General features: G+C 64.6%; 23 protein-coding genes and 1 pseudogene. 9 read left to right on the top strand and 15 right to left on the bottom strand.

Translation table 11 applies throughout. From position 1 onward, the window contains the following. Window positions 1-77: 77 nt before the first annotated feature. Window positions 78-1,274 carry a terpene synthase family protein gene (locus tag ACQP1G_RS22530; protein WP_433207720.1) on the bottom strand — a complete coding sequence of 399 codons (1,197 nt, stop codon included), beginning with the start codon at window positions 1,272-1,274 and terminating at the stop codon, window positions 78-80. Window positions 1,275-1,550: 276 nt separating this feature from the next. Here ACQP1G_RS22530 and ACQP1G_RS22525 point away from each other — a divergent pair, with 276 nt between their 5' ends. The 3 genes from ACQP1G_RS22525 to ACQP1G_RS22515 all read left to right on the top strand — a co-directional run bounded on the left by ACQP1G_RS22525 (window position 1,551) and on the right by ACQP1G_RS22515 (window position 3,159). Beyond that, window positions 1,551-1,718, top strand: a complete 168-nt coding sequence (locus ACQP1G_RS22525; protein WP_433207717.1) for a hypothetical protein — start codon at window positions 1,551-1,553, stop codon at window positions 1,716-1,718. A 315-nt stretch (window positions 1,719-2,033) separates the two neighbouring features. Next, window positions 2,034-2,840, top strand: a complete 807-nt coding sequence (locus tag ACQP1G_RS22520; RefSeq protein WP_433207714.1) for a VOC family protein — start codon at window positions 2,034-2,036, stop codon at window positions 2,838-2,840. A gap of 151 nt (window positions 2,841-2,991) precedes the next feature. Further along, window positions 2,992-3,159: a hypothetical protein gene (locus ACQP1G_RS22515; RefSeq protein ID WP_433207712.1), complete on the top strand. Its 168-nt coding sequence runs from the start codon at window positions 2,992-2,994 to the stop codon at window positions 3,157-3,159. Here the strand turns inward: ACQP1G_RS22515 and ACQP1G_RS22510 are convergent. Genes ACQP1G_RS22510 through ACQP1G_RS22495 form a run of 4 tightly spaced genes read right to left on the bottom strand, consistent with a single transcriptional unit; the run spans window position 3,156 to window position 7,015 of the window. After that, window positions 3,156-4,121, bottom strand: coding sequence for an ABC transporter substrate-binding protein (locus ACQP1G_RS22510; RefSeq protein WP_433207709.1), 966 nt, complete (start codon window positions 4,119-4,121; stop codon window positions 3,156-3,158). The genes ACQP1G_RS22515 and ACQP1G_RS22510 overlap by 4 nt on opposite strands. A 29-nt stretch (window positions 4,122-4,150) precedes the next feature. After that, complete coding sequence (locus tag ACQP1G_RS22505; RefSeq protein WP_433207706.1) at window positions 4,151-4,924, bottom strand: ABC transporter ATP-binding protein; 774 nt, start codon at window positions 4,922-4,924, stop codon at window positions 4,151-4,153. A gap of 1 nt (window position 4,925) precedes the next feature. Then, complete coding sequence (locus ACQP1G_RS22500) at window positions 4,926-5,699, bottom strand: ABC transporter permease (RefSeq protein ID WP_433207703.1); 774 nt, start codon at window positions 5,697-5,699, stop codon at window positions 4,926-4,928. Continuing rightward, window positions 5,696-7,015: an aryl-sulfate sulfotransferase gene (locus ACQP1G_RS22495; RefSeq protein ID WP_433207700.1), complete on the bottom strand. Its 1,320-nt coding sequence runs from the start codon at window positions 7,013-7,015 to the stop codon at window positions 5,696-5,698. The genes ACQP1G_RS22500 and ACQP1G_RS22495 overlap by 4 nt, the downstream gene beginning before the upstream one ends. A gap of 116 nt (window positions 7,016-7,131) precedes the next feature. Between ACQP1G_RS22495 and ACQP1G_RS22490 the strand changes: the two genes are divergently transcribed. The 3 genes from ACQP1G_RS22490 to mgrA all read left to right on the top strand — a co-directional run bounded on the left by ACQP1G_RS22490 (window position 7,132) and on the right by mgrA (window position 11,525). Next, complete coding sequence (locus tag ACQP1G_RS22490; protein WP_433207697.1) at window positions 7,132-8,232, top strand: LacI family DNA-binding transcriptional regulator; 1,101 nt, start codon at window positions 7,132-7,134, stop codon at window positions 8,230-8,232. Window positions 8,233-8,666: 434 nt separating this feature from the next. After that, window positions 8,667-10,154: a WS/DGAT/MGAT family O-acyltransferase gene (locus tag ACQP1G_RS22485; RefSeq protein ID WP_433207694.1), complete on the top strand. Its 1,488-nt coding sequence runs from the start codon at window positions 8,667-8,669 to the stop codon at window positions 10,152-10,154. A 327-nt stretch (window positions 10,155-10,481) separates the two neighbouring features. Then, window positions 10,482-11,525 carry an L-glyceraldehyde 3-phosphate reductase gene (gene mgrA / locus ACQP1G_RS22480; RefSeq protein ID WP_433207691.1) on the top strand — a complete coding sequence of 348 codons (1,044 nt, stop codon included), beginning with the start codon at window positions 10,482-10,484 and terminating at the stop codon, window positions 11,523-11,525. Window positions 11,526-11,624: 99 nt separating this feature from the next. On the opposite strand, the gene ACQP1G_RS22475 is transcribed toward mgrA, so the two are convergent. Next, on the bottom strand, window positions 11,625-13,040 hold the full coding sequence (locus ACQP1G_RS22475) for an FAD-binding oxidoreductase (RefSeq protein WP_433207688.1): 1,416 nt from the start codon (window positions 13,038-13,040) through the stop codon (window positions 11,625-11,627). Continuing rightward, window positions 13,037-14,473, bottom strand: a complete 1,437-nt coding sequence (locus tag ACQP1G_RS22470) for an amino acid permease (RefSeq protein WP_433207685.1) — start codon at window positions 14,471-14,473, stop codon at window positions 13,037-13,039. The genes ACQP1G_RS22475 and ACQP1G_RS22470 overlap by 4 nt, the downstream gene beginning before the upstream one ends. Window positions 14,474-14,764: 291 nt before the next feature. Here ACQP1G_RS22470 and ACQP1G_RS22465 point away from each other — a divergent pair, with 291 nt between their 5' ends. Both ACQP1G_RS22465 and ACQP1G_RS22460 read left to right on the top strand, forming a co-directional pair. Beyond that, window positions 14,765-15,994 carry an NAD(P)/FAD-dependent oxidoreductase gene (locus ACQP1G_RS22465; RefSeq protein ID WP_433208723.1) on the top strand — a complete coding sequence of 410 codons (1,230 nt, stop codon included), beginning with the start codon at window positions 14,765-14,767 and terminating at the stop codon, window positions 15,992-15,994. Between the two features lie 322 nt (window positions 15,995-16,316). Continuing rightward, entirely contained in the window at window positions 16,317-16,520 is a 204-nt protein-coding gene (locus ACQP1G_RS22460; protein WP_327099590.1) for a cold-shock protein, read from the top strand. A 279-nt stretch (window positions 16,521-16,799) separates the two neighbouring features. Here ACQP1G_RS22460 and ACQP1G_RS22455 read toward each other — a convergent pair whose 3' ends face one another. Then, on the bottom strand, window positions 16,800-17,456 hold the full coding sequence (locus ACQP1G_RS22455) for a hypothetical protein (RefSeq protein WP_433207682.1): 657 nt from the start codon (window positions 17,454-17,456) through the stop codon (window positions 16,800-16,802). Between the two features lie 18 nt (window positions 17,457-17,474). Between ACQP1G_RS22455 and ACQP1G_RS22450 the strand changes: the two genes are divergently transcribed. Further along, the gene (locus ACQP1G_RS22450; protein ID WP_433207679.1) at window positions 17,475-17,714 is read left to right on the top strand and encodes a hypothetical protein; all 240 of its coding nucleotides are present in this window, start codon (window positions 17,475-17,477) and stop codon (window positions 17,712-17,714) included. A gap of 23 nt (window positions 17,715-17,737) precedes the next feature. Here ACQP1G_RS22450 and ppk2 read toward each other — a convergent pair whose 3' ends face one another. From ppk2 to ACQP1G_RS22415, 7 genes and pseudogenes are all read right to left on the bottom strand, one after another. Further along, on the bottom strand, window positions 17,738-18,673 hold the full coding sequence (ppk2, locus tag ACQP1G_RS22445; RefSeq protein WP_433207677.1) for a polyphosphate kinase 2: 936 nt from the start codon (window positions 18,671-18,673) through the stop codon (window positions 17,738-17,740). A gap of 151 nt (window positions 18,674-18,824) precedes the next feature. Continuing rightward, on the bottom strand, window positions 18,825-19,136 hold the full coding sequence (locus ACQP1G_RS22440) for a DUF3349 domain-containing protein (RefSeq protein WP_433207674.1): 312 nt from the start codon (window positions 19,134-19,136) through the stop codon (window positions 18,825-18,827). Window positions 19,137-19,146: 10 nt separating this feature from the next. Further along, window positions 19,147-19,446, bottom strand: coding sequence for a hypothetical protein (locus tag ACQP1G_RS22435; RefSeq protein WP_433207671.1), 300 nt, complete (start codon window positions 19,444-19,446; stop codon window positions 19,147-19,149). A gap of 3 nt (window positions 19,447-19,449) precedes the next feature. Continuing rightward, window positions 19,450-19,791: pseudogene (locus ACQP1G_RS22430) on the bottom strand (inorganic phosphate transporter); the annotation flags it as partial. A 130-nt stretch (window positions 19,792-19,921) separates the two neighbouring features. Continuing rightward, window positions 19,922-21,103, bottom strand: a complete 1,182-nt coding sequence (locus ACQP1G_RS22425; protein ID WP_433207668.1) for a lipase family protein — start codon at window positions 21,101-21,103, stop codon at window positions 19,922-19,924. Window positions 21,104-21,293: 190 nt separating this feature from the next. Beyond that, a complete protein-coding gene (locus ACQP1G_RS22420; RefSeq protein WP_433207665.1) occupies window positions 21,294-22,847 on the bottom strand; it encodes a GH1 family beta-glucosidase in 1,554 nt (517 codons plus the stop codon). Continuing rightward, window positions 22,844-23,044, bottom strand: a complete 201-nt coding sequence (locus ACQP1G_RS22415) for a hypothetical protein (protein WP_433207662.1) — start codon at window positions 23,042-23,044, stop codon at window positions 22,844-22,846. The genes ACQP1G_RS22420 and ACQP1G_RS22415 overlap by 4 nt, the downstream gene beginning before the upstream one ends. Window positions 23,045-23,096 lie beyond the last annotated feature (52 nt).

The following is a 23,096-nucleotide window of genomic DNA, read 5'->3' as shown; positions in this document are numbered from 1 at the left end:
GAGCGCGGCGATGCATTCATCCGACGATAGACCGTACAGCTGACTATCGTGTGGAAGTTTCCCAGATAGCGGGACAATTACGCGAGATGGTTTTCGTTGAAGATCGAAATTCCCTTATACCTCAGGGTGGTGGTCTGCCACACCCAGGTAGCCTGCACGCATCCGAGCAGATCCTCGACATGAGCCGAAACCGGTTCCACGACAGACCTGTCGGTGAGTTCGCCGCAATACCGGCCGATCCTGGCCCGAACCCGGTGGAACTCGGTCAGCCGATCGCGCACGATCCGCCCGGCGTCGAGCACAGCCTCGGCAAGCGTGGCGCCAGGATTGTTCAGCAGGCACAGCGGGATCAGATTGAAATCGGCGCGGTCGTGGATGCATTCCTTCTCGAAGGAGAACACGTCGTTCATCAGCGCCCCGATCTCCACCGTCAACCGCCGCAACCGGTGCAGGTCGGCATCGAGCCCGGCGGCCTGAATCCGGTGCCACGGCAGATACTCATCGCGGCCGAACTCGCACAAAGCGATCGCCGGATACATCCCGGACACCTGCGCACGCAGGTCGATGTAGTCCGGTACCGCGAGCAACTCGCCGCGGGCGCGGGCGTTCTGATCGCGGATCGCCGGGCGCAGATGGTCGATGGTCGAATCGAGGAACCGACCCAACCAGTCCGGGTCCGCGTAACCGTCCAGCAGTTCCAGGAATTCGACGGTCGCGGCTTCAACCGGTGTCGGATCCATTGCGGCATTACGTGTATCGAGCAGTCCGCACAGACGTTCCACCGTTGCAGCGGCCTGACGCTGTTCGGTATCGGTCAGGTGGGCGAACTTCTCCCGTCCGACAGTGTCGTTGAGCCAGAACAGGATCGCGTTGTAGATCCCGATGGTCGTCATCCGCTGCGCGGTAGCAGCGTATGGATGCAGGTATGGAGTCATGCTGTTGTAATGCGCGCCCCCGACCTCCAACCAGATTCCGAACCGGCGGCAGAAACCTTCGACCTCCGCAGCCGCGCGCACCCCGAACCGATTCGGCGCGAACCCTTCGCAAAAGTCGACGATGTCACAGTCGGGAGTACTGAACAGCGTCCGCAACGACCACCCTCGCCCGGCCCCGACCAACGCCTCGTACTCGGTCCGCATCGCGGCGAGTTCCGCCTCAACCGCTGGCCCGTACTCGCCCACCATGAACTCCCTCCCGACCACACTCCGCCACAGCTCGACAACGAAATCCGAAGTGTGCCGGACCGATTCGGCCGCTGGCCGTGACTCGGTCATCGAATGATAAACGAATGTGAGCCAGATTGCTCCGTCGGATCCGCCGGCGCGACACCATCGATCCCCTTCGTGCCACGATGCGGATCGACTACTGATCCCAGCCAATGTCTTTGCACAGCAGGGCAAATGGCGCAGCGGCGCGCGGGCACAACGCGCGCGAACGCGAGGACGGCCACTGGGTATGGCGCTACGACCGGCTCCGCCCCACCATCGACGGCCGAGTCGACTTCACGGCGCTACGGGACGACGTGTCCGCCGTCCAAGCGCCTGCTACCGGTGCGCGGATCCACATCACCAATCGTCGACGACGCGGAACTGCTCCGCCGCCAACCATGTGCACGGGTGGCGGTGGTCGACGGCGCCGGACACTCGGTCCAGGGCGACCGCCCCGTCGAGCTGGCCGAACTCATCGGCGACTTCGCCATGAAGCCCTTGGGCGCGTAGCGCAGTGATGAGGCGGTCGTCGCGGCAGGAACGGCGCTACCCATGCACTGCCGCGGACCTCGCCTCGTGGCAGCCGCAGTGGCACGACGCCTGCGAGAAAGGTTTCGCCGACCTGGCCATCGCCTCTGCCCGGGTGCGCGATATGGCGGTACTCATCCCTACAGTCGATGAGTTCCTGAGCCATCTGGCTGTGCAACGGCGGCGATCGGGGCAGACTCTTAACCGGCTCGATCCCCTTTTTTCGAACCAGTGCAAGGCCGCCGCCGGATCTCGGATTCGCCGCGGCGGATCCGCCCTCGATCAAGGAGACAAACCATGCCCACTCGTGACTCCGTTTGGCCCCAGGGCACACCGTGTTGGGTCGACTGTCAGGTCGACGACACCGACAAGGCCCGCGAGTTCTACACCAATCTCTTCGGCTGGGAGATCATGGACAGCCCAGCCGACGCGGGCGGCTATCTGATGGCGCTGCGCAACGGCAAGCCCGCTGCGGGTATCGGCCCGAAGCCCGAAGGTATGCCGATGCCGTCGGCGTGGACCACCTACTTCGCCGCGGACAGTGCCGACGATATCGCCGGTAAGGTCACCGCGGCGGGTGGGCAGGTGTTCATGCCGCCGTTCGACGTCATGGACGTCGGGCGGATGTTCGTCGCCGCCGATCCCACGGGCGGCGTATTCGGTGTGTGGGAAGCCAAGGCGCATAAAGGCGCGGGCGTCTACAACGAACACGGCGCGTACTGCTGGAACGAACTGCACACTCGCGGCTACCAGCCTGCACAGGACTTCTACCGCAAGGTGTACGGCTGGAGCTACGCCGAGATCGGCGACGGGGACCAGTTCATCTACTCCACCTTCACCACGCCCGGCGGCGGCGACAGCGTCGGCGGCATGATGGATTCCAGCAAGGCGCCCGGCGAGGATATGAGCTACTGGCTCGCCTGGTTCCAATACGACGATGTAGACGCCGCCCTCAAACGTGCCGCCGAACTCGGCGCCACGGTCATGATGGGCCCCGAGGACAGCCCCTTCGGCCGCATGGGAGTGCTGAAGGCGCCACAGGGCGAGGTATTCGGCGTCATCGACACCAACGTCACCGTCGGCAAGCCGCCCGCCGGATCCTAGATTCACCTCGGCGGATCCGCCACTGAACCGGCGGATCCGCCACCGGCACAAGACAATTCGCGACACAAGGCCGTGGCCTCCGCCATCGGGTTGTGCCGCGACCAGGAATAAGCTGATCGCGCCGTAGCTGCGACTATCCGAGGAGTGTGCGGTGGACCAGTTTGCAATAGCCCGGATGCTCATCCGGCCCCCGCACAACGCCCGTCCGCAGCCGTGTTCAGGGGAACGGCTGATCAATATCAACCGCGATTTGCAGGAACACGATGCGGCGCACCATGATTCGCCTTGGGCGCACTACGCCGTCAGCTCGACCCGCTAGCCGACGGGCGGCAGGAAGGTCGTCACGAGCATGGTGTTGTAGTTCGGCAGCTGGGTCGACTGGTCGATCTTTCCTTGAGCCTTGGCCCAACTGCCGAGGCTCGTGAGGTTGTCGGCGAGATCGAGCTGCAGCTGAATCGTGTAGTCGAATTCGGGCAGGATCTTCTGGAGTAGCTCGGGTGCGAGCTGGGTGGCGCCGGCAACAGCGGAGATCGCGCTGTCGGTGCGCGTCGACAGCGCCGTGCTCGCCTCGTTCAGAGCTGCGAAGAATGCGCTCAGGGACGCCGATTTCTGGGCTACCGCGGTATCGGAGGCCAGGTAGAGGCTGTGCTGGTTGTAGCTGCCGCCCGGGAGTTGGACCGCGTCGTCGCCCAGGGCGGCGATCACCTGCGCCTGATACGGCTGGAAGATGGAGACGGCGTCGACGTTGTGCTGGACCGCGGCTGTGAGCGTCGCCTGCGGCGCGACCTGCACCAGATCGGCGTTGATTCCCTTGTCGGAGAGCGCTTTCGAGGCGAAGTAGGCCGCACTGGTGCCGAGCGGGGTGCCGATGGATCGTCCAGCCAAGCTTTCGAGCGAAGTGATTCCGGCACTGGGCCGGGCCACGATTCGTGATCCCTGCCAACGGGACCCGTCGGCGACGACGCGCAGTGATGGGGACCGCGTCAGGGTGGCGGCGGCCGGGACATCGGCGGCGGTGGCGACGTCGACCTGGTGCGCGGCGAGCGCTTGCAGCGCTTCCACACCCGAGGGGAAGTTCACGACTTTGACGTTCACGCCCTTCTTTTCGAACAATCCACCCTTCTGGGCGACGGGTATCTGTGCCCAGGACGGATCGACGACGAACGCGACCGTGAGGGTCCTGGAATCGGACCCGTCGGAGGTGGCGCATGCGGCGAGCGTGCTGGATATCGCGGTGACTGTCAGGACTGCGGTGAGCAGCCGCTTCGTGAGTGTTTTCACGGGGTCTCTTTTCGTGTTGCGGCAGGGAGTCAGCTGTCCAGCAGCTGTCGATCGTGGTGCTCGACGCCGAGTTCGTGATGCAGAGTGCGGCGGAGCTCGCTGTAGCCGGGTCGGTCGGCGAGCGCATCGGCGGGGCGCGGGCGGCTCAGCGGATTGGTGATGTGCCGGGTGATCTGCCCGCCCCTGAGCACACTGATGGTGTCCGACAGCCGAATTGCTTCGTCGACATCATGGGTGACGAAGATGACGGTCCGGTTCAACCGCGTCCACAGATCGATGAGCAAGTCCTGCATGCGCAGGCGGGTCAGGGCGTCGAGCGCCGCGAACGGTTCGTCCATCAGCATGACGGCGGGTTCGCCGGCGAGCATGCGCGCGATGCCGACGCGTTGGCGCATGCCGCCCGAGAGCTGGCTCGGGCGCTGCTTGCCCACCTCGCCGGACAGTCCGACGAGATCGAGAAGTTCGTCGATGCGCGCACGCCGCTGTTGGCGCGGAACGCGATGTGCACGTAGGGCGTAGCCGATATTGCCGGAAACGCTCATCCACGGAAACAGCACGTCGCGCTGGAAGGCCACGCCGCGACGCGGGTCCGGAGCCGTCACCGGTTCGCCGTTGTCGATCACCGTGCCGGAGGTGGGCGTGATGAGCCCGGCGAGACAGTGCAGCAGCGTCGATTTGCCGCTGCCAGAAGCGCCGACCAATACGGTGAACGAGCCGTCGGGCACATTCAGCGCGATATTCCGCAGTGCGGGGGCGGACTTGTTCGGGAATTGAACGACGAGATCCTGCGTCACGATGGTCATGTCAGTGCTCCTCATGCGCCCATCGCGTGATCGGTGCGGACATCGAGGCAATCGCCAGATCACATGCCGCCCCGATTATCCCGAGCACTATCAGGCAGAAGATCAGGCGATCGGCCTGCGAGAACAGTTGGGCTTGATAAATGCGGTAACCGATTCCCGCTGTGGTCCCGGTCATTTCGGCGACGACAATGAGTACGAAAGCCATGGCCGCGCCCACCCGGAGGCCGGAAACCACATCGGGCGCCGCCTCGGGCAGGACAATCCGAGTCATGGACTGCCAGCGCCCGGCGCCGAGGCAGCGCGAAGCCTGCAGGTAGTCGGCCGGGGTGCTCGCGAATCCGGCATGGCTGTTGATCCACACCGGGACAAATACGCCGAGAGCGATCACCAGGGTCTTGCTGCTCTCGCCGATCCCGAACCAGAGAATCGCCAGCGGCACGATGCCGATCGTCGGAATGGGAGAAAGCAACCTGAGCACCGGTTGCAGAAATCTACGCCCCAGCCAGGTGCTCGCGGTGATGATCGCCGCCGAGATTCCGGCGATTGCGCCCATGACGAATCCGAACAGCGCCCGCTGCAGGCTCGCTGCGATATCCGGAATCAGCAGACCCTCGGACCACAGGCTGTGCCCGGCCCGAATGACCTGCGGCACAGGTGGAAACAGCTCCCTGGGGAAGCGCCCGGTAGCCACGATGAGGCTCCACAGAATTCCCGCCAGAGCTAGGCCGCCGACGATTCCCCCGATCGCTCCCCAACGTTTGTCCGACGTCTTCATGGCGCGGTCCGCCGGTCAACGGGTTCGGGAGCCGACTGCGGGGCCCCGACGGGCACCCACTCGAACGGAACCGCCTGTGCGCGGTAGATGAGCGAGGTCCGGCTGAGGCGATCGACGCCCGGCACCCGGGGTTCGCGCACTTCCGGTTCCCCGGCTACCCCGTGGCCTTCGTACGGAGTCTGATACTCCCAGACCACCTCGCCCTCCGGTGTCACCTGGAACAGACGGCCATTCATGCCCTCGGCGATGAGGGTGTTGCCATTGGGCAGGCGCTGGGCGTTGCTCACGAAGGAGCTGAAGAACGTCCACGACGGCTGCCCGGAGTCCTCGGCTGTGTACTGCCACACGATCTGCTCGGTCGCCGGGTCGATCTCCAGGACGCGTGATCCCGCGTAGATCCCCAGCGCCGCAGGCGGATAGCCAGCCCCGCCCTGATTGTCGAACACCAGAATATTGCCCGCGCCGGGGATGCCGTCGGCGATGAAGTGCGGATTGTGCTGTCCGGAGATCTGATCGAGCGGGCGCGGCACCTTGTGCGCGTTGATCCGCTGATGCTGCGCTCCGGGATCGGCCGCGAAATACGGACCCAGTTTCCACACAATGGCTTTGGTGGACTTGTCGATCAGCGCGATCACATTCGCCTTGCGCAGACTGATGAGGATGTTGTCGGGATGGAATACGCTGCGCGGATCCGCGCGGTGCCACCGGTTCGGTCCCAACGTCTTGGCGCTGTTCATCTCGAGATAGCCCCAGGGATCATCCGGATCACGATCCACGGTATCCCGCAATGCTTTCCAGCCGACCTCGGAGAAGCCGAGCTCGTCGAGGTGATCGCCTGCCCGCCACTCCCACACGATCTCGCCTGCGGGCGTGACCTCGTACAGTCCTTGGTCGCCGACGATCTCGTTGCCCAGGCCGGGCACAATACGCGGGATGGTGACCAGCAACAGCCGATTCCCGTTCGGCAGTAGTTCCCAGTCGTGGTTCTGCCGCGCGGACCCGCCCGGGGCCTGCTCACCCCATTCCCATACCTGGTCCCCGGACCAAGTCAGTTGCCCCACCGTGCCATTCGCGTAGATGCCGCCCCTGGCGTCACCGCTGTGCGCGAGTTGTACGCCGACATCGCCAAGCCGGCCACCGGTGAGCGCGGGATCGATGATGCGCGGCGGCACGCCCGCGAACGGCCACTCGTGGACGACCGCACCGTTGAGGTCGATGAGGCGGGTGATCGAATCCGATCCGGTGTAGAGGACATAACTGTTGTGCGCCAGATCGGGATCGTAGTAAGTGACGCCAGTGAGCCGAACGAATGCCATGCCAATTACTCCACCAGTCGGTTGTTAAGTGCGTGAATCGCGAGCGTTACCAATCTAATCGATTTGCGTGGTCTTTCCGGCAGCCGTAGCGTGTGAGAATCAGGACGATTCAAACCATGTCCGACCTGCGCAATGTCGACCAGAATGGGGCAGTTGTGACCGTCAAGCGCGTGACCCTCGCCGACGTGGCCCGGCGGGCGGGGACCTCCACCGCTGTCGTCAGTTACGTCCTCAACGACGGCCCACGACCAGTATCGGATGCCTTGCGCGCACGCGTGATCGAGGCGCTGGACGACCTCAACTATCGCCCGGACGGCGTCGCCCGAGCCCTGCGGCGGCCGAACCGATGGCGGCAGATCGGGCTGCTCATCCCCGACGTGACGCTACCGCTGTTCGGAGCACTGGTCGGGCATATCGAGGTCGAGGCGCGACTGCGCAACCATCTGACGCTGATCGGCAACACCGGCTACGACCCGGAGCGGGAGCTCGAATTCGTCGGCGCCTTCGCCGACTCGGGCATCGACGGCCTGATCGTGGTGGGCGGCGCCAACGGTGCCGCGACCGCGAAACTCTGTGCCCAGAACCGGATTCCGATCGTCTGGGTGCACAACAACAGGGACCACGTCGATGCGCCCGTCATCGGCGCCGACCATCTCGAGGCCGGCGCGCTGGCCACTGGTCACCTCGCAACCACGCACCACCGCAGCGACATCGTGTTCGTCGGCGGATTCACAAGCGAGGACGTCCAACACGGTGACCGCGAAACCGTGGCGCAGCGCTATGCGGGCTACACCTCCGTCGTGGGCACTGCGGCCGCACGCCAGATCCGCACCGATCTCACCCCGGCGGGTGCGTACCACGCGGTGAGCCTGTACCTGGCCGACAACCCGACGCCCGGCGGCATGGTCGTCGGCACCTACGGACAGGCCGCCGCGGCGCTGCGTGCCATCACCGACGCGGGAGCGCGTATCCCCCAGGACATTTCAGTGGTCGGCTTCGACGGCGACCGCACCAACACCTACGGGCAACTGGTCCTCACCACGGTGCAGCAACCCATCGACACAATCGCGCGCGCGGCCCTCAATGCCGTGCTGAGTGCACACAGCGCCGCCGACGAGAGCCCCGCGGCCATCGATGTCCAGCTCGATCTCGCGGAGACGTGCGGCTGCCGACCGCCGATGCCCTTGGCACAACCGCCCCTGCCGCGTCTCCGCTAATCGGCCGGATCGGGAATATGGGTCAATTCCCCCTCCGGACATCACCGTCCGATTCCCGAATTCCACAGCAGTCGCCTATCTTTCGCCGAAATCCGAGACCACTGGTTACATCTTGTTGGACTTCGGCGTCCACTGCGATGGTTGCGAAAGCCAACGCTGCACCGGCACACCCGCGAGTAATAGGCAGGGGTCGTACGTTTGCACAGAATTAACGTGCAGAGCACACGATCGCGGCCGACAGGACCCGGCCGACCACTAAACTCGATGACGCGTCTTCGACACGGACACCGGCGTCACCGGAAGAGCGGAGCGGCTCGAACGGTTCTCAGCGCCCGCAGACACCGACAGACCATTGATGCGTCACGGCACTATCACACCGGCCGTTGAACAGCATCGACAGTCTGTCCCGAAACCAGCGACAACGCGGAGACCCTATGCCTCACGCCGACGTTAAAACCGCCCGCCACCTGGACGTCCGCATCATGACACCGGGCCAACTCGCCAGCGGCACATCCGCTGACCCAGCGACACCATCGCACAGAATTCCGCTTTCGGGCGATACCGGGCCATCCCGGCAACTCAGTTCGCTCGACGTCGTGCTGCTCAATGCCGAATCACCCACCATGCTGCTCCACGTCGGGTCGGTCACACTGCTGCAACCCCCCGCAGGTGGCGCGCTGAACGTCACGGCACTGCGGCGATTGATCGCGAGCCGACTACATCTGGTCGCGCCCCTGAGGTGGCGATTGCGCACCGTCCCGTTGGGTCTCGATCTTCCCTATTGGGAAGACAGCGACACCATCGACCTCGGGTATCACGTGCGCGAGACGCGCCTTCCTGAAGGCTCGACCGACGTGGCGCTGGCCGATCTCGCCGCCCGTCTGCACGCGCAGCCGCTCGACCGAAGTCGACCACTGTGGGAATGCCACCTGATCTCAGGGTTGGCCGAAGGCCGCCAAGCCATCTACACGAAGGTGCACCATGCCCTGATCGATGGCGTGTCCGGAGCGGAGGTCATGGCCGCGATCCTCGATATCGTGCCCGAGTCCCCGCCCATTCCGCCGCCGCCCGACGGGGTCCGATTGGGACGAACCCCCAATCCCGCCGAAGTCCTCGGCCGCGGCATCGCGCACACAATGACCCGCCAAGCCGATCGGGTGCGCCTGCCGCTGCGCCTGGGACCGATACTGCCGAACGCACTCGCCGACATGCGCAAAGTGAATCCCACGCTGCCGGGCAACGGCCCCAACGGCACCGACCGGTCCTTCGCCTTCGTCTCGCTATCGCTCGACACTGTCAAACAGGTCAAGAACAGCTTCGGCGGCACCGTCAACGACGTGGTAATGACGTTGTGCACCACCGCATTCCGCCGCTGGTTACTGGACCACGACGCACCGGCCGACGACCCGGCCGTGGCCGCGATCCCGGTATCGGTGCGCACCCAGGAGCAACTCGGCACCGCAGGCAACCAGTTCTCCATCATGCTGTGCGAACTACCGATCGGCGAACCCGACCCACAACACCGTCTGAAACTCACCCACGCCGCAATGCTGGACGCCAAGGACCACTTCCAAGCCACCCCACCAGCCCTGCTGCACTACGCCACCGCGGCCCTACCGCAGATCCTGCACGGCCTGGCCACCCGCCTACTCCTGCGCGTCGCCGCCCCCGCACTCCCAGTGGCCAACATGGTCGTCTCCAACGTGCCCGGGCCGCAGATACCGTTGTACGCCGGGGGAATTCCGGTGGCCGGGAGCTACCCCATCTCCATCCTCACCGACCTGTCGGGCCCGCTCAACATCACCGTCATGTCCTACAACGGCCACCTCGACTTCGGCATCCTCGCCTGCACCGACACCATCCCCGACGTCTGGAACATCGCCACCTACTTACAAGACGCACTCGCCGAACTAATTCAATAGCCGCTCACCCGGACCTGGGCATCCACTCGGGCCCAGGCTCTGCGCTGACAACTATCGGCAGATCATCACCACGTTGCCGATAACTTCCTCGACATGGCGCTGAAATGCCAGGCGGCCGCGCGCCTGGCGGTCCGAGACATGTTCGCTCACCGAATCTCGTCATAGCTCACGAGATCCGAATGCCGAGCCGGAGTTCGGACGCTGCGCAGCCCCAGCTTCGGCGGCCCGTGAGCACCACCGCCACGGCGGTTCAACCGCTGGCCCAGGTCGACGCCGATCACCGTTGAGGCACTATGGACAGTCGGCACAGGTGACGAGGAGGTCCAAATGACATACATTCCCGAGCCCACCAGGTACGACGGTGCAATGCGCTACCGCCGTTCCGGCAGGTCCGGCCTGGATCTGCCGCTGCTCTCGCTCGGCTTCTGGCACAACTTCGGCGACGATCGTCCATACCTCGTCCAGCGCGAACTCGCCCTGCGCGCCTTCGACCTCGGCATCACCCATTTCGACCTGGCCAACAACTACGGCCCTCCGTACGGGTCGGCCGAGATCAACGCCGGACGAATCCTGAGCGAGGATCTCGCGGCGTATCGCGACGAACTCGTCATCTCCACCAAGGCGGGATGGGATATGTGGCCCGGGCCGTACGGACAGGGTGGCGGGTCACGCAAATACCTGCTCGCTTCCCTCGATCAGTCGCTGACCCGACTCGGGCTCGACTACGTCGACATCTTCTACTCGCACCGATTCGACCCGACGACCCCGCTCGAGGAAACTGCGGCGGCACTGAATACCGCTGTCCGACAAGGGAAAGCGTTATATGTGGGAATTTCGTCGTATACCGCGAAGGATGCCGTCACGATGGCGACGATCTTGCGTGAGCTCGGCACACCACTACTGATCCACCAACCGTCCTACTCGATGCTCAACCGCTGGATCGAAACCGAAGGGCTGCTCGACGCCGCCGCAGCAGAGGGGTTCGGCGTCATCGGGTTCACCGCGCTCGCACAGGGCCTGCTCACCTCGAAGTACCTCGACGGCATTCCGGCGAAATCGCGTGCCACACAAGGCAAGTCGTTCCAGACGGACTTACTCGCCCCCGACATGATCGAGCGGCTACGCAAGCTGAACGCGATAGCGGATCGGCGCGGACAAACACTGGCGCAACTGGCGCTGTCCTGGGCGCTGCGCGACGACCGCGTGACCTCGCTGGTAATCGGCGCATCCACCACCGACCAACTCGATCAGAACGTCGCCGCGCTGGAAAATCTCGATTTCGACCCCGCCGAACTCGCCGACATCGACGCCCTCCTCGACAACGACGGCGAAGTCGATCTGTGGCAGTCGGCGCGCCGAGGCACGCTCTGAACAGGTGCCACTACGACACCTTTCGCGTCGCCCAGAGCGGCGCGAGCGATACCCTACAAAAGGCGCGGACCAGTTCGTGTCAGCTGCGAATCTCACCGGCTACGAGCGAACAACCGCCGTCGGCTCCGCATCCGGCCTCTTCGCCGGGAGAATATGGGGATTGAGTATGAGCGCGGGGTCCATGCCGTGCCGAATCGCCTTCATCAGGTCGATATCGACCGAGGATCTGCCGAGATGGATCCACGGGGCTTTCGAACGGCCGACTCCGTGCTCCGCGCTGATACTTCCGTCGTGGGTCGCGACCAACTCGAATACGAATTCGGTAATCCGCTGGGCGACCGCGGGAGCCACATCCAACAGATTCACATGCACATTGCCGTCGGCGATATGACCGAACACGATCAGCCGGACGGACGGAAATTCCGACTCGATCTCACGACGAAGAACATCTATGAAGGACTCCAACTCCGCGACAGGCGTCGTGACATCCAGTTTCACCGGCGGCGTCGCGGAGGAGGCGTTGACGGATTCGGTGTGGCTTTCCCGGAATTCCCAGAGCCGCTGACCACGCCCGTGCTCGAGCGTCGCGTCCACAACGAGATCGCCTGCCTGTTCAAGGGTTTCGAGCAACACCATGGCCACGTCCGGCGATCCGGATGCTTCGACGAGCAGATAGTACGGCGCGCTATCGCCGAGGGGATGGCGCAGGTTTCGGTGCTGTAGGACCAGTGTCATCCCGTCGTCCGTCATGAGCTCCGCTGCCTCGATGGTGAGCCCGGCCCGTCGGAACGCATCCGTCAAAGCCAATGCCGATTCGACGGTTTCGACCCCGGTCAGCACCACCTCGGTACGTGTCGGCGGTACGTGCAGCTTCATCAAGACCTTGGTAATGACCGCCAGCGTGCCCTCCGATCCAGCGAGCAGTCCCGGCAGGTGGTAGCCCACATTGTCCTTGGTGAAGTTCTTCCACCGGGTGAGCACACTGCCGTCCGACATCACGGCCTCGATGCCGAGCAACTGGGCTCGGGTGTCGCCGTACTTGATCACGCGAACACCGCCGGCATTGGTTGCCACGATTCCGCCCAGCGTGGCCGAGTCGCGGGAGGCGAGGTCGACACCGAAAGTCAGGCCCACCCGTCGTGCGGCGGTATGCGCCGCGGCGACGGTGGTGCCTGCCCCGGCCGCGAGTGTGCGGGCGACCGGATCGACCGCCTCGATCGCGTCGAGACGTTCCGAGCTCAAGACGATCTCGCCGTCCATCGGAATGGAACCACCCACCAGTCCGGTATTGCCGCCTTGGGCGACGACCCCGATTCGGGACTCGTGGCACAGTCGCATGATCCGGACTACTTCTTCGGTGCGGCCTGGACGCACCACCGCGGTGGTGCCACCGTGCCAGCGACCGGTCCAGTCGGTGACATAGCGCGCGGTCATCTCGGGATCGGTGAAAACGTGAGCCTTTCCGACGATATCGGACAGTTCGAGGACAAGACGTGCCGTCGCCTCGGGACTCATCCGACGGATCCTTTCAGCCGTGACGTGCGGGTCAAGAACCATCCGCCGACCAAAGCCGGAACCATGATCACCCCGGCCGCGATCACCGCGCCTCGTTGCACGCTGTCGGCGCTCGACGCCATCAACGCGACCACTCCGGCGAGGAACACCAGCGTCGCGATACTCGTATACGGCGCACCGATCAAGCGGAACGACGGACGCTCGACCAAGCCCTTGCGCCACCATTGCCACAGTTTCAGCTGGCACAGGATGATCGCCGCCCAGGCGGTGATGGTGCCCAGCGCGGACATGTTGAGCACGATCTCATAGGCATGCTCGGGTACCACGGCGTTCAATCCGACGCCGGTCAGCGCGATGGCACCGGTGGCGAGGATACCGACGTAGGGCACACCGCCGCTGGACATCCGCGCCGCCGCCTTGGGCGCGCTGCCGTTCATCGACATCGAGCGCAGAATGCGGCCGGTCGAGTACAGACCCGCGTTCAGGCTGGAGAAAGCCGCCGTCAACACCACCAGGTTCATAACCGAATCAGCGCCCTGCACACCGAGCTTCGAGAAGAACGTGACGAAAGGGCTTTCACCGGATTTGAATGCGGTGTAGGGCAGCAGCAGTCCCAGCAGCACCAATGAGCCCACGTAGAACAGGGCGATACGGGCAATGACCGAATTGATGGCCCGCGGCATGATCTTTTCCGGATTCTCCGCCTCACCAGCCGCCGTACCGACCAATTCGACGGCGGAATAGGCGAATACGACGCCGGTGGTGACGGTGACCAGTGGCAGCAAACCGGTCGGGAACAGCCCACCGTGGTCGGAGAGCACGCTGAATCCGGTGGACTCGCCTTGAATGGTGAATCTGCCTGTGAGGAAGACGGTTCCGATGATCAGGAAGCCGACCAGCGCAACCACCTTGATCAACGCTGCCCAGAACTCGAGCTCACCGAACCAGCGCACCGATACCAAGTTGATTGCGACGACGAGCGCCAAGGCGATGAGTGCGATGAGCCACTGGGGAACTACGTGGAACGTTCCCCAGTAGTGGACGTATGTGGCGATGGCAGTGATGTCCACGATCCCGCTCATGCACCAGTGGAAGAAGTACATCCATCCGACCGCGAAAGCCAGTTTCTCGCCATAGAACTCACGCGCATAGGAAACGAACGATCCGGAGGACGGACGATGCAATACCAGCTCGCCCAGCGCCCGCAGGATGAAGAACACGAAGATGCCACAAACCGCGTACACCAGGAACAGTCCGGGACCGGCAGTGTGCAACCGACCACCCGCGCCCAGGAACAGGCCGGTTCCGATCGCGCCGCCGATCGCGATCATCTGCAGTTGTCGCGGACGCAGGGCCTTGTGGTAGCCCGCATCCTCGGCGTGGAACGCGTCCGCGGGCGCCGACACCTCGGGATCGGGACGAACTGTCGCCATCGGTTGGTCTCCTCCGGTGACGGGGAATATATCGCCAATCAATGTACCGACGAATATTGGCACGATCAATAGGGGTGCGAAGCGGAGCGCAGTGGCTCGGCGAATTCGTCGACACCTTCGGCCTCGTCGGCGCGGTGTGGGTGCGCACACGGACCCGCCCGACGGCCGTGCCCGACCTCGAAACACACTGATATGCCGCATGATGCTGGTCGACCCGACCACACGACGTACTCAAAGATCCAGGAAGGCTCCTGGCCTGCCGCTTAGAATGGCGATGTGCAGCGCGCTGCAGTGACCGATCCCTGGCGTGTCCTGGTTCTCGGGTCCGGATTTGCGGGTCTGTGGGCGGCGCTCGCGGCGGTCCGGCGGCTCGACGAGCTGGGTGTGGCGGTCGGAACCGTCGATGTCACGATGATCAGTTCCACGCCGTACCACGACATCCGCGTACGCGACTATGAGACCGATCTGAGCACATCCCGCATCCCGCTGAGCGCTCTTCTGGACCCGGTAGGAATCGAGCACATCATCGGCGAAGTGACGGCGATCGATGCTCTGGCGCGAGTCGTGGAATCCACCGCGGGCGCACACAGCTACGACCGGCTGGTGCTCGCGTTGGGCAGCCAGGTAGTCAAACCCGATATCCCTGGCCTGCGGGAGTTCGGTTTCGACATCGACACCCATGACGCAGCGACCAGACTGCAAGCCCACCTGCGCCGGCTTGCCGAGGGCCCCACTGACCCGGCGGCCGCGACAGTAGTCGTCGTCGGGGCAGGCTTGACGGGGATCGAAGAGGCGACTGAGCTGCCCACGATGCTCGCCGACGCCTTTGCCACGCATGCCGTCGCACCGCGGGTCATCCTGATCGACCGCAACCCGTCGGTCGGCTCGGACATGGGTGCATCGGCGCGACCGGTCATCGAGGCGGCGCTGGCCCACACCGGGATCGAGACCAAGTTGGGCGTCGGGGTCCTCGCCATCGACGAGCGCAGCGTGACGCTCTCCTCGGGTGAAGTGGTGACCGCCGCCACCGTCGTCTGGTGTGCCGGCATGCGGGCCAACCCGCTGACCGCAGACTTCGGGGTCGACCGTGACCGGCTGGGTCGACTCCCCGTCGACGACTATCTGCGGGTCTGCGGTGTGCCCGGGGTATTCGCCGCCGGTGACGTCGCCGCCGCGAAAATGGACGACGAGCATATGTCGGTGATGTCCTGCCAGCACAGCCGCCCGATGGGCCGATGGGCCGGATACAACGTCATCGGCGATCTGCTGGGCCAGCCCGTGAAGCCGTTGCGGATCCCTTGGTATGTAACGGTTCTCGATCTGGGACCGGCAGGCGCGGTGTATACCGAGGGCTGGGACCGCCACGTGGTCGCATGCGGCGAGGAGGCCAAAGACACCAAGCGCGCCATCAACACCCGACGTATCTATCCTCCGTTGAACCGCGACCGAGATGCATTGCTGGCCGCCGCCGCGCCCGACCTGCAGGCCGCGCCCGAGCACGGACCCGAGTCCACCCATTGACTACCAATCGCGCTGATGGACACATGATCCGAGAGAAGCGGCAACGATCTCGGTGGTGACGGGCGCCTTCCGCACAGCACATGTCTCGCCCCCGCGCTCGACTCCCGACGCAGCCACTACCGGCACCGATCCCGACTCACACCATGATCACGGAGTCCGGCTGGAGCACGGGCAAGTATCGAGGTCAGTGAACGTACCGGGCGCTGAGGGTCGGTTGGCTCACACTTTGCGCAACTTGGAATCCATGGGATGATTACCCGGTGAGATCAGGCTTATCGACGTGATCCGCTTGGCTCATCTACAGAAAAGAATGAAGTAAGCAATGACTCAAGGCAGTGTGAAGTGGTTCAACGCCGAAAAGGGCTTCGGTTTTATCGCGCAGGACGGTGGCGGCCCTGACGTCTTCGTGCACTACTCCGCCGTATCCGGCTCGGGATTCAAGTCCCTCGAAGAAGGACAGCGCGTGGAGTTCGAGGTCGGACAAGGACAGAAGGGCCCGCAGGCCCAGGACGTCCGCGCTATCTGATCGACGCGGCTCGGTACAGCCCCGCACCCTCAGGGTGTGGGGCTGTTGCGTGTCCCGGGGCGGCATTGTTGGCCGTCCATCGGAGAACTCGCCTGATTCCAGCCGTACAGAATCGGGTCGAGCGCAACGGTTCCCCGAGGGGCACCACTCGATCGACGATGGGGGCGTTTCGGTCGAGGCGAAGGTGACTCCCCCTGTCCCCCAGGCGAAATCGGCGAGTATGCAGCCGAGACGCCAGCTACTGGCCGAGGTTACCTACCTCAACAGCGAACGTGGTGGTCAGGAGTTTGTCGCGGCCGGTGTCCGGATGGCTATTTCGCCACCCAGTTCGTAGCCACCGGACAGCTGCAGTCTGTCTCCGCTCCAGAATCGCCCGGGGTCATACCAGTTGGGGCTATGGCGCTGCGGCAACAGTCCCATCTCCTGGTATGTCGCCGCCACGATCTCCGCGCAATACGCGCTCTCCAAATCTCGGGCGGCCGACTGGCGCGGCTTGTGGCGCGGGAGTCGCGCGCGGCCGCGTAGCCAGCGACCGGCGAGACCGGCGGTGGATGGGAACGGGGTTCCGTCGAGTCGGGCGATGGTGCGCAGCAGGCTGTCATCCATCTCTCGGGTGGTCGGACGGTTCAACTGGCGCAACCAGGCCTGCTGACCGTAGCGGTGTGTCCACACCGACACGGCATCGCGCAGATTGTGCAACTGCACGCCGCGGTGCGCGACTCCCGACCACATGTCGGGCAGCGATCGGCCGAGCTCCGCATGCCAGATCAGCGCGGGCAGATCGTCGATCACGACGGACATGCCGACATGGTTCACCGGACTGTTCGTCGTCATCCGGATCGCGCGGTCGGCGGCCGAATGACCACGGAACAGCCAGATGTCGCCAGTTCTGGTGAGCTCGAGCGCTCGGTCGAGACTGATGCTCGTACCCGTCATGGCCGTAGCCTATGCGGTATGAGGTGGTGGAAGGCAGTGGGATTGGCGGGTGCGGCCGGTGTAGTCGCGACCGGCGTGGTGATCGTGCGCGCCGAGCGCCGTCGGCGTGCCTACACCCCCGACCAGGTCCGCGAACAACTGCACGAGCGATTCGCCCAAGCGACCTCGGCCCAGACGGCCGCTGAACACACCGCTCCGGGGTCGCGGGACGTCTCGGGTATCCGTCGGCGAATCCGGCGTTTGTTTCGGAGTGCTTGACCCACGCACCAACGCGACGTGCGTCAGGAGCCGATGACGTCGCAGGCGCGCCCCACGAGGAGCGGGTCGGCGGGGGTGACGATCTCGGGGTCCTTGTTGTCGTAGTCGAACAGACCGAGCACATGGCGCATCGCGTTGAGGCGGGCGCGTTTCTTGTCGTTGCTCTTGACCACGATCCATGGGGCGTAGTCGGTGTCGGTGTGCTCGAAGCTCTGTTCTTTGGCGGCGGTGTAGTCGTCCCACTTATCGAGCGATGCCAGGTCCATCGGGGACAGCTTCCACTGGCGGACCGGGTCGACTTGGCGGATGGCGAAGCGCGTGCGCTGTTCCAGCGGGGACACCGAGAACCAGAATTTGACGAGGTCGATGCCGTCGTCGACGAGCATGCGCTCGAAGAGAGGGACTTGGGCCAGGAATCGCCGATGTTGTTCGGAGGTGCAAAACCCCATGACCCGCTCTACTCCGGCACGGTTGTACCAGGAGCGATCGAACAACACGATTTCCCCGCCGGCGGGGAAGTGTTCGACGTAGCGCTGGAAGTACCACTGAGTGGACTCGCGAGTGGTCGGCTTCTCCAGTGCCACCACGCGTGCACCGCGTGGATTGAGGTGCTCCGTGAACCGCTTGATCGTTCCGCCCTTGCCTGCGGCGTCGCGGCCCTCGAATACGATCACCAGTCTGCGTCCGGTGGCTTTGACCCAGTTCTGCAGTTTGAGCAGTTCGATCTGCAGCAGGCGTTTGTCGGCCTCGTAGATTTCGCGGGCCAGACGCTCGTCGTAGGGGTAGCCCTCGCGCCAGGTGTCGACGGCGAAACCGCCCTGGGCAGTAATCAGGATCGGATCGTCATCGTCGAAGTCGTCGATGACGAAACCGGCGGTGTCGGAAAGGTCGACCGCCGACTCGAGGTCGCCGATCTCACTGAAGTCACGCAATAGCTGCCGCGTCGCGGAATCGGTCATTCCCTGGACACTATCGATGGATTCTGACCGAAAGGTGAACAGCAGCCGCGTAACTCGTACACGTCGCACTCCCAACACCCGTGCGGCCCATCCCGCCGGGCATTGGCAGTACGAGTCCGCAGTGACGAGTTGCCCTGCACAGGGCGGACTCTCAGTCGGTGAAGCCGGTCAGAGGCCATCCACCCGCGGCGAGTTTCGCGGCCACCTGCCGCAGTTCCACTTCGACCGGCTGGCTCTGGGTCACCTTGATGATGGCGTCCTCCACGTGCGCGCGGTCGACGGTGTCGGGGCGCTCAGCCAGCAATCGACCGAGTACCTGATGAAGTTCGTCATCGCTGAGCGACTTCTTCAGCAACGCCAACAGCGGGAAATAATCCTTCGGCGGTACGCCTTCGGGGTAGCCCGCGCGCAGCCAGTCCAGGATCTGGGTCAGGATGCTGTCGCTGTTGTTCTTCTGGTTCACCTGCGGTCCCCTACTTCTCGACCAGAGTCGGATAAATATGCTCGAAGCTGACCATCTTCCCGAAGCCCGACGCGACGATGATCGTGATGCCGAGAGCGATCGCGGCGATCACGACCAGAAACGAGACGGCCGCGAGCACATTGCCGAGCAGGTTGGGTTTGTGGACGACGCCGTCGGCCGATTCGTGGCCGTTGCCGATTGCCAGGCCGCGCACGCCGATGGCGAACAGGGCGGGCAGACCGGCGCCGAGCACAAGTCCGACCAGCAGGATCTTCCAGACGGACTCGAGGACGAGCTTGATGGTTTCCATTCGTTAGACCCTCGCGATCGCGTCAGCCGGGGTGACGGAATTGCTCTCGTCGTCCCATTCGGCATTGACATTGTTGTGGTCGACCTTCTGCTGCTGTGCGCGCCAGTACATGTAGCCCGACAATCCGCACAGGATCGCGAACGCGACCAGCGGCCCGGCCAACGTCGGGATCTTGGCGGCCACGAACCACATGACCGCTCCCACCACGGCCGCAGCGGGCAAAGTAATGACCCACGCGGCGACCATGCGCAGCGCAATGTTCCAGCGAACCGTGGCACCCGGCTTGCCGACACCGGAACCAAGGATCGAACCAGTAGCCACATGCGTCGTGGACAACGCGAAACCAAGGTCCGGCAAACTCATCTCCCGGTCGGCTCACACGAACGACTGCGACAGATCCCGCTGACAACGAATTCTGTGATGGCACCATCGGATTCCGCCCACGCGGACCACCCGCCCTCGCCGGCCTGCGGACTCAGGGGTGACCAGTGTCCGGGCCGGATCGCATGCGGGCCACGAACTGCTCGATGGCGGTCCACATCTGAGGGTTGAGTTGGGTGTGCTTGCCGGTGCCCACGACGGTCTGGGAGTCGACGCCGTGAGCGGCGAGTTGGGCGACGAGGATGCCGTGCAGTGGGGACGGGACGGTGGTATCGGTGACGTTGACGCACAACAGGATCGGGGCGTTGTAGCCACTGGTGGGTACGGTCATGTAAGCGTCGACGGCAGCAGGCATGGGCGCGACGGCCAGGGGCTTCGCCAGCACCTGGCCGATGCTGACACCGCGGACCCTGTCCATGATCTGGGGTGTGCACATCCCGCCGACGCTGTCGAGCACGGACCGGCCCTCGGGGGTGAGGTACTCGTCGACACTCACCTCGGGGCGGGCGGCGCGGAGCCCGGCCAACATGCTGACGAACAGGTCCATGAAACCGTCCGCAATTGCGGCCGGGGTGGGAGTGGCTGGGCCGAACATCGGCGCAAGCTTCTCCACGTCGGACTCGGGGTCGATCGCGATGGTGCCGCGGAAGTCCAGGTCCGGGGCATCGGTGGCCTGCAGGTGGCCGGTGCCGAGCGCGGCCTGCCCGCCCTGCGACGCGCCGACGACCGCCCATGTCCGCGACAGTTCCGGGTGAGCGGCGCGGGCGGCGCGCAGGAGGTCGATCGTGGCAGTGGCCTCGGTGTCGATCCCCAGGAAAGGATGCGGTCCGGTGTCGAAGCGGCCGAGGCCGAGGTAATCGGGCGCGATCACGGCGAGTCCCTGCGACGTCAGGTACCGGAGCAGCGCATCTTCATCTCCCGCAATCGTCTGGGCGGGGTGCTCGAGCGGATCGGACTGGCCACCGCAGCCCGGGCCGAGCCCGCTGGTGCCGTGGCCGTAGGCGATGATCGGCCAACCGGATGGCGGCGGGGTACCGCCCGGAACATACAGCGCTCCGCTAGCCGGCTGGATCGTCTCGTTCGGGCCGCGCATCCAGTACTCGATCACCGACCCATCGGCATCGGATATCCCGCGCGTGCCGTCGGGCAGCGGGTACTCCGCGATCAGGGTTCCCGGGGTTTGCGCATGCGCCGGAGCGGTATGGATCAGGAGTGCGGCGCCGACCGACAACGTGACCAGCGCCACCGCTCGCTTACCCACGTGGACAACTCGCATCGAACACCTCACATCCGGTCCGACACCCGTCACAATCGTGAACGAGCGTATAGATCAGAACGCGACAGCCAGGTCCAACACGCTGCTGCCGAAATCGGGTCGTACGCCCGCGCGCGACGGTCAGCACCCAGGGCATCCACAGCTTCCACGCCGAATAGCTGACGCCGACGACCATTCGAGCCACCGCCGATCAGGAATGCGCCGCCAAGCCATTCCGCGCGATCACATCGCTGAACCAGGCGGCGCTCTGCTTCGGTATCACCTGCTGACTGACGAAGTCGGTCCAGGTGAGGCCGAACTTGATCGAGTAGCCGTTGGTCGAGGCGAAGTTGTCCTGAAAGCACCAAACGATCAACCCGCGAAGGTCGACGCCATCGGCGATCGCATCATGGGCGGCACGCAGGTACGCATCGAGGAACGCGATACGGTCGCCGTCGCGGATCTCGCCAGAGGGCTCGACATAGTCGTGGTAGGCGACGCCGGTCTCGGTGATGTAGAGCGGGATCCGGGTGTACTCGTCGCGGACCCGGCGCAGCACGGAGGTCAGTCCCTGCGGAGCGACCCGCCACCCCATCGCGGTGATATCGGATCCACTCGACCCGAAACCGCCCTGCGTCGGCGACGAGACCGGCGGAACGGTTCGGTAGCCGGGCGGCTCGGTCGCCGCAGCGACGACGTTGCTCGTGTAGTAGTTGACGCCGAGAAAATCCAACGGGCTGTTGATTATCGCTAGGTCGTCTGCCTCGATGACCTTCGCGGTGTCGCCGAGCTTGCCGTAGTAGTCCAGCACATCGGCGGGATAGGCACCTGTGAATATCGGTCCGAGATAGGTTCGGTTCCAGATGCCGTCGAAGAGCTTCGCCGCCGCGGTGTCCGCCGAGCTATCGCTCGCCGGAAGGACCTCGATGATATTGAGCGTGGTCCCGATCGAGGCATTCGGATGGTTGACCGCGCGCATGGCTCGCACCGCCAGCCCCTGGCCGAGCAGCTGATGGTGAGCCGCAGGAAAGATAGCCCGCGGGTCAGCGATTCCCGGCGCGATCTGCCCGGTTCCATAGCCGAGCAGCGCCTGCGAGTTCGGCTCGTTGAGGCACAGGAAATGAGGCACACGGTCACCGAGTGCCTCGTAGACCGCGGCCGCGAAATCGGCGTAGCGCTCGGCGGTGTCGCGCACCGTCCAGCCGCCGGCGTCCTGCAGCGCCTGCGGCAGATCCCAGTGATAGATCGTGACGAAGGGCGATATACCGCGCATGAGCAGGGCATCGACCACGCGTTGATAGTGATCGAGCCCGGTCGGGTTGATGGGCCCCGTGCCGGTGGGCACGATGCGTGACCAGGAGATCGAGAATCGATAGACGCGAAAGCCCAGGGCGGCCATGAGATCGAAATGCTGCTCGAACCGGTCGTATTCCTCGCAGGCGATGTCGCCGGTGTCACCGTTGACGGTCTTACCATCGGTGTGGCTGAAGGTGTCCCAGATCGACGGTCCGCGCCCGTCCTGAGTGATCGCTCCCTCGACCGATTCGGCCGACGAGGCGGTTCCCCAGACGAAGCCGACAGGAAACTGAACCGACCCTGCGGGCGCCACCGGACCGGTGGGTCCGCGCGATGGTGCGACCGACGTCGCGACGATCGGTCCGCCGAATCCGAGCGCCCCGGCCAATACGCCTGCCGCCGCCAAGCGGCGCCGCGACAAGCGGGGTATCGCGCCGCGGACCGCGCGCGACGTAGCGTCCTCAGTCATCGCCCGCTCTTGGTGAAACTCTGGTACCAGATCCGCGCGGCGCGGTTCACCGTGTCCACCGCATCCCAACCCTTCCGGGGCGGATCAGGCAAACGATTGCCACCATGATCGTCCCGTTTGCTGTCGTTGTTCGAGTCAGCGGTTGCGGGGGCGCGCCGGTCGAGCGCATGGAGGTTAGGGACCTTGTTGATCAGCACGCCTCCAACAGGCAGGCTAGCGCGACAAAGTCACTGGGACTGCCGGTTCGGC

Origin of the sequence: Nocardia sp. CA-107356 (genome assembly GCF_050946365.1) — a bacterium.
Lineage (GTDB): Bacteria > Actinomycetota > Actinomycetes > Mycobacteriales > Mycobacteriaceae > Nocardia.
This window is presented reverse-complemented; position numbering and strand designations above follow the sequence as displayed.

What these genes read in the sequence shown, in the direction of transcription:
- ACQP1G_RS22530 (WP_433207720.1), bottom strand. Translation starts at nt 1,274, where the DNA reads ATGACCGAGTCACGGCCAGCGGCCGAATCGGTCCGGCACACTTCGGAT.
- ACQP1G_RS22520 (WP_433207714.1), top strand. Translation starts at nt 2,034, where the DNA reads ATGCCCACTCGTGACTCCGTTTGGCCCCAGGGCACACCGTGTTGGGTC.
- ACQP1G_RS22505 (WP_433207706.1), bottom strand. Translation starts at nt 4,924, where the DNA reads ATGACCATCGTGACGCAGGATCTCGTCGTTCAATTCCCGAACAAGTCC.
- ACQP1G_RS22500 (WP_433207703.1), bottom strand. Translation starts at nt 5,699, where the DNA reads ATGAAGACGTCGGACAAACGTTGGGGAGCGATCGGGGGAATCGTCGGC.
- ACQP1G_RS22495 (WP_433207700.1), bottom strand. Translation starts at nt 7,015, where the DNA reads ATGGCATTCGTTCGGCTCACTGGCGTCACTTACTACGATCCCGATCTG.
- ACQP1G_RS22490 (WP_433207697.1), top strand. Translation starts at nt 7,132, where the DNA reads ATGTCCGACCTGCGCAATGTCGACCAGAATGGGGCAGTTGTGACCGTC.
- ACQP1G_RS22485 (WP_433207694.1), top strand. Translation starts at nt 8,667, where the DNA reads ATGCCTCACGCCGACGTTAAAACCGCCCGCCACCTGGACGTCCGCATC.
- mgrA (WP_433207691.1), top strand. Translation starts at nt 10,482, where the DNA reads ATGACATACATTCCCGAGCCCACCAGGTACGACGGTGCAATGCGCTAC.
- ACQP1G_RS22475 (WP_433207688.1), bottom strand. Translation starts at nt 13,040, where the DNA reads ATGAGTCCCGAGGCGACGGCACGTCTTGTCCTCGAACTGTCCGATATC.
- ACQP1G_RS22470 (WP_433207685.1), bottom strand. Translation starts at nt 14,473, where the DNA reads ATGGCGACAGTTCGTCCCGATCCCGAGGTGTCGGCGCCCGCGGACGCG.
- ACQP1G_RS22460 (WP_327099590.1), top strand. Translation starts at nt 16,317, where the DNA reads ATGACTCAAGGCAGTGTGAAGTGGTTCAACGCCGAAAAGGGCTTCGGT.
- ACQP1G_RS22455 (WP_433207682.1), bottom strand. Translation starts at nt 17,456, where the DNA reads ATGACGGGTACGAGCATCAGTCTCGACCGAGCGCTCGAGCTCACCAGA.
- ACQP1G_RS22450 (WP_433207679.1), top strand. Translation starts at nt 17,475, where the DNA reads ATGAGGTGGTGGAAGGCAGTGGGATTGGCGGGTGCGGCCGGTGTAGTC.
- ppk2 (WP_433207677.1), bottom strand. Translation starts at nt 18,673, where the DNA reads ATGACCGATTCCGCGACGCGGCAGCTATTGCGTGACTTCAGTGAGATC.
- ACQP1G_RS22435 (WP_433207671.1), bottom strand. Translation starts at nt 19,446, where the DNA reads ATGGAAACCATCAAGCTCGTCCTCGAGTCCGTCTGGAAGATCCTGCTG.
- ACQP1G_RS22425 (WP_433207668.1), bottom strand. Translation starts at nt 21,103, where the DNA reads ATGCGAGTTGTCCACGTGGGTAAGCGAGCGGTGGCGCTGGTCACGTTG.
- ACQP1G_RS22420 (WP_433207665.1), bottom strand. Translation starts at nt 22,847, where the DNA reads ATGACTGAGGACGCTACGTCGCGCGCGGTCCGCGGCGCGATACCCCGC.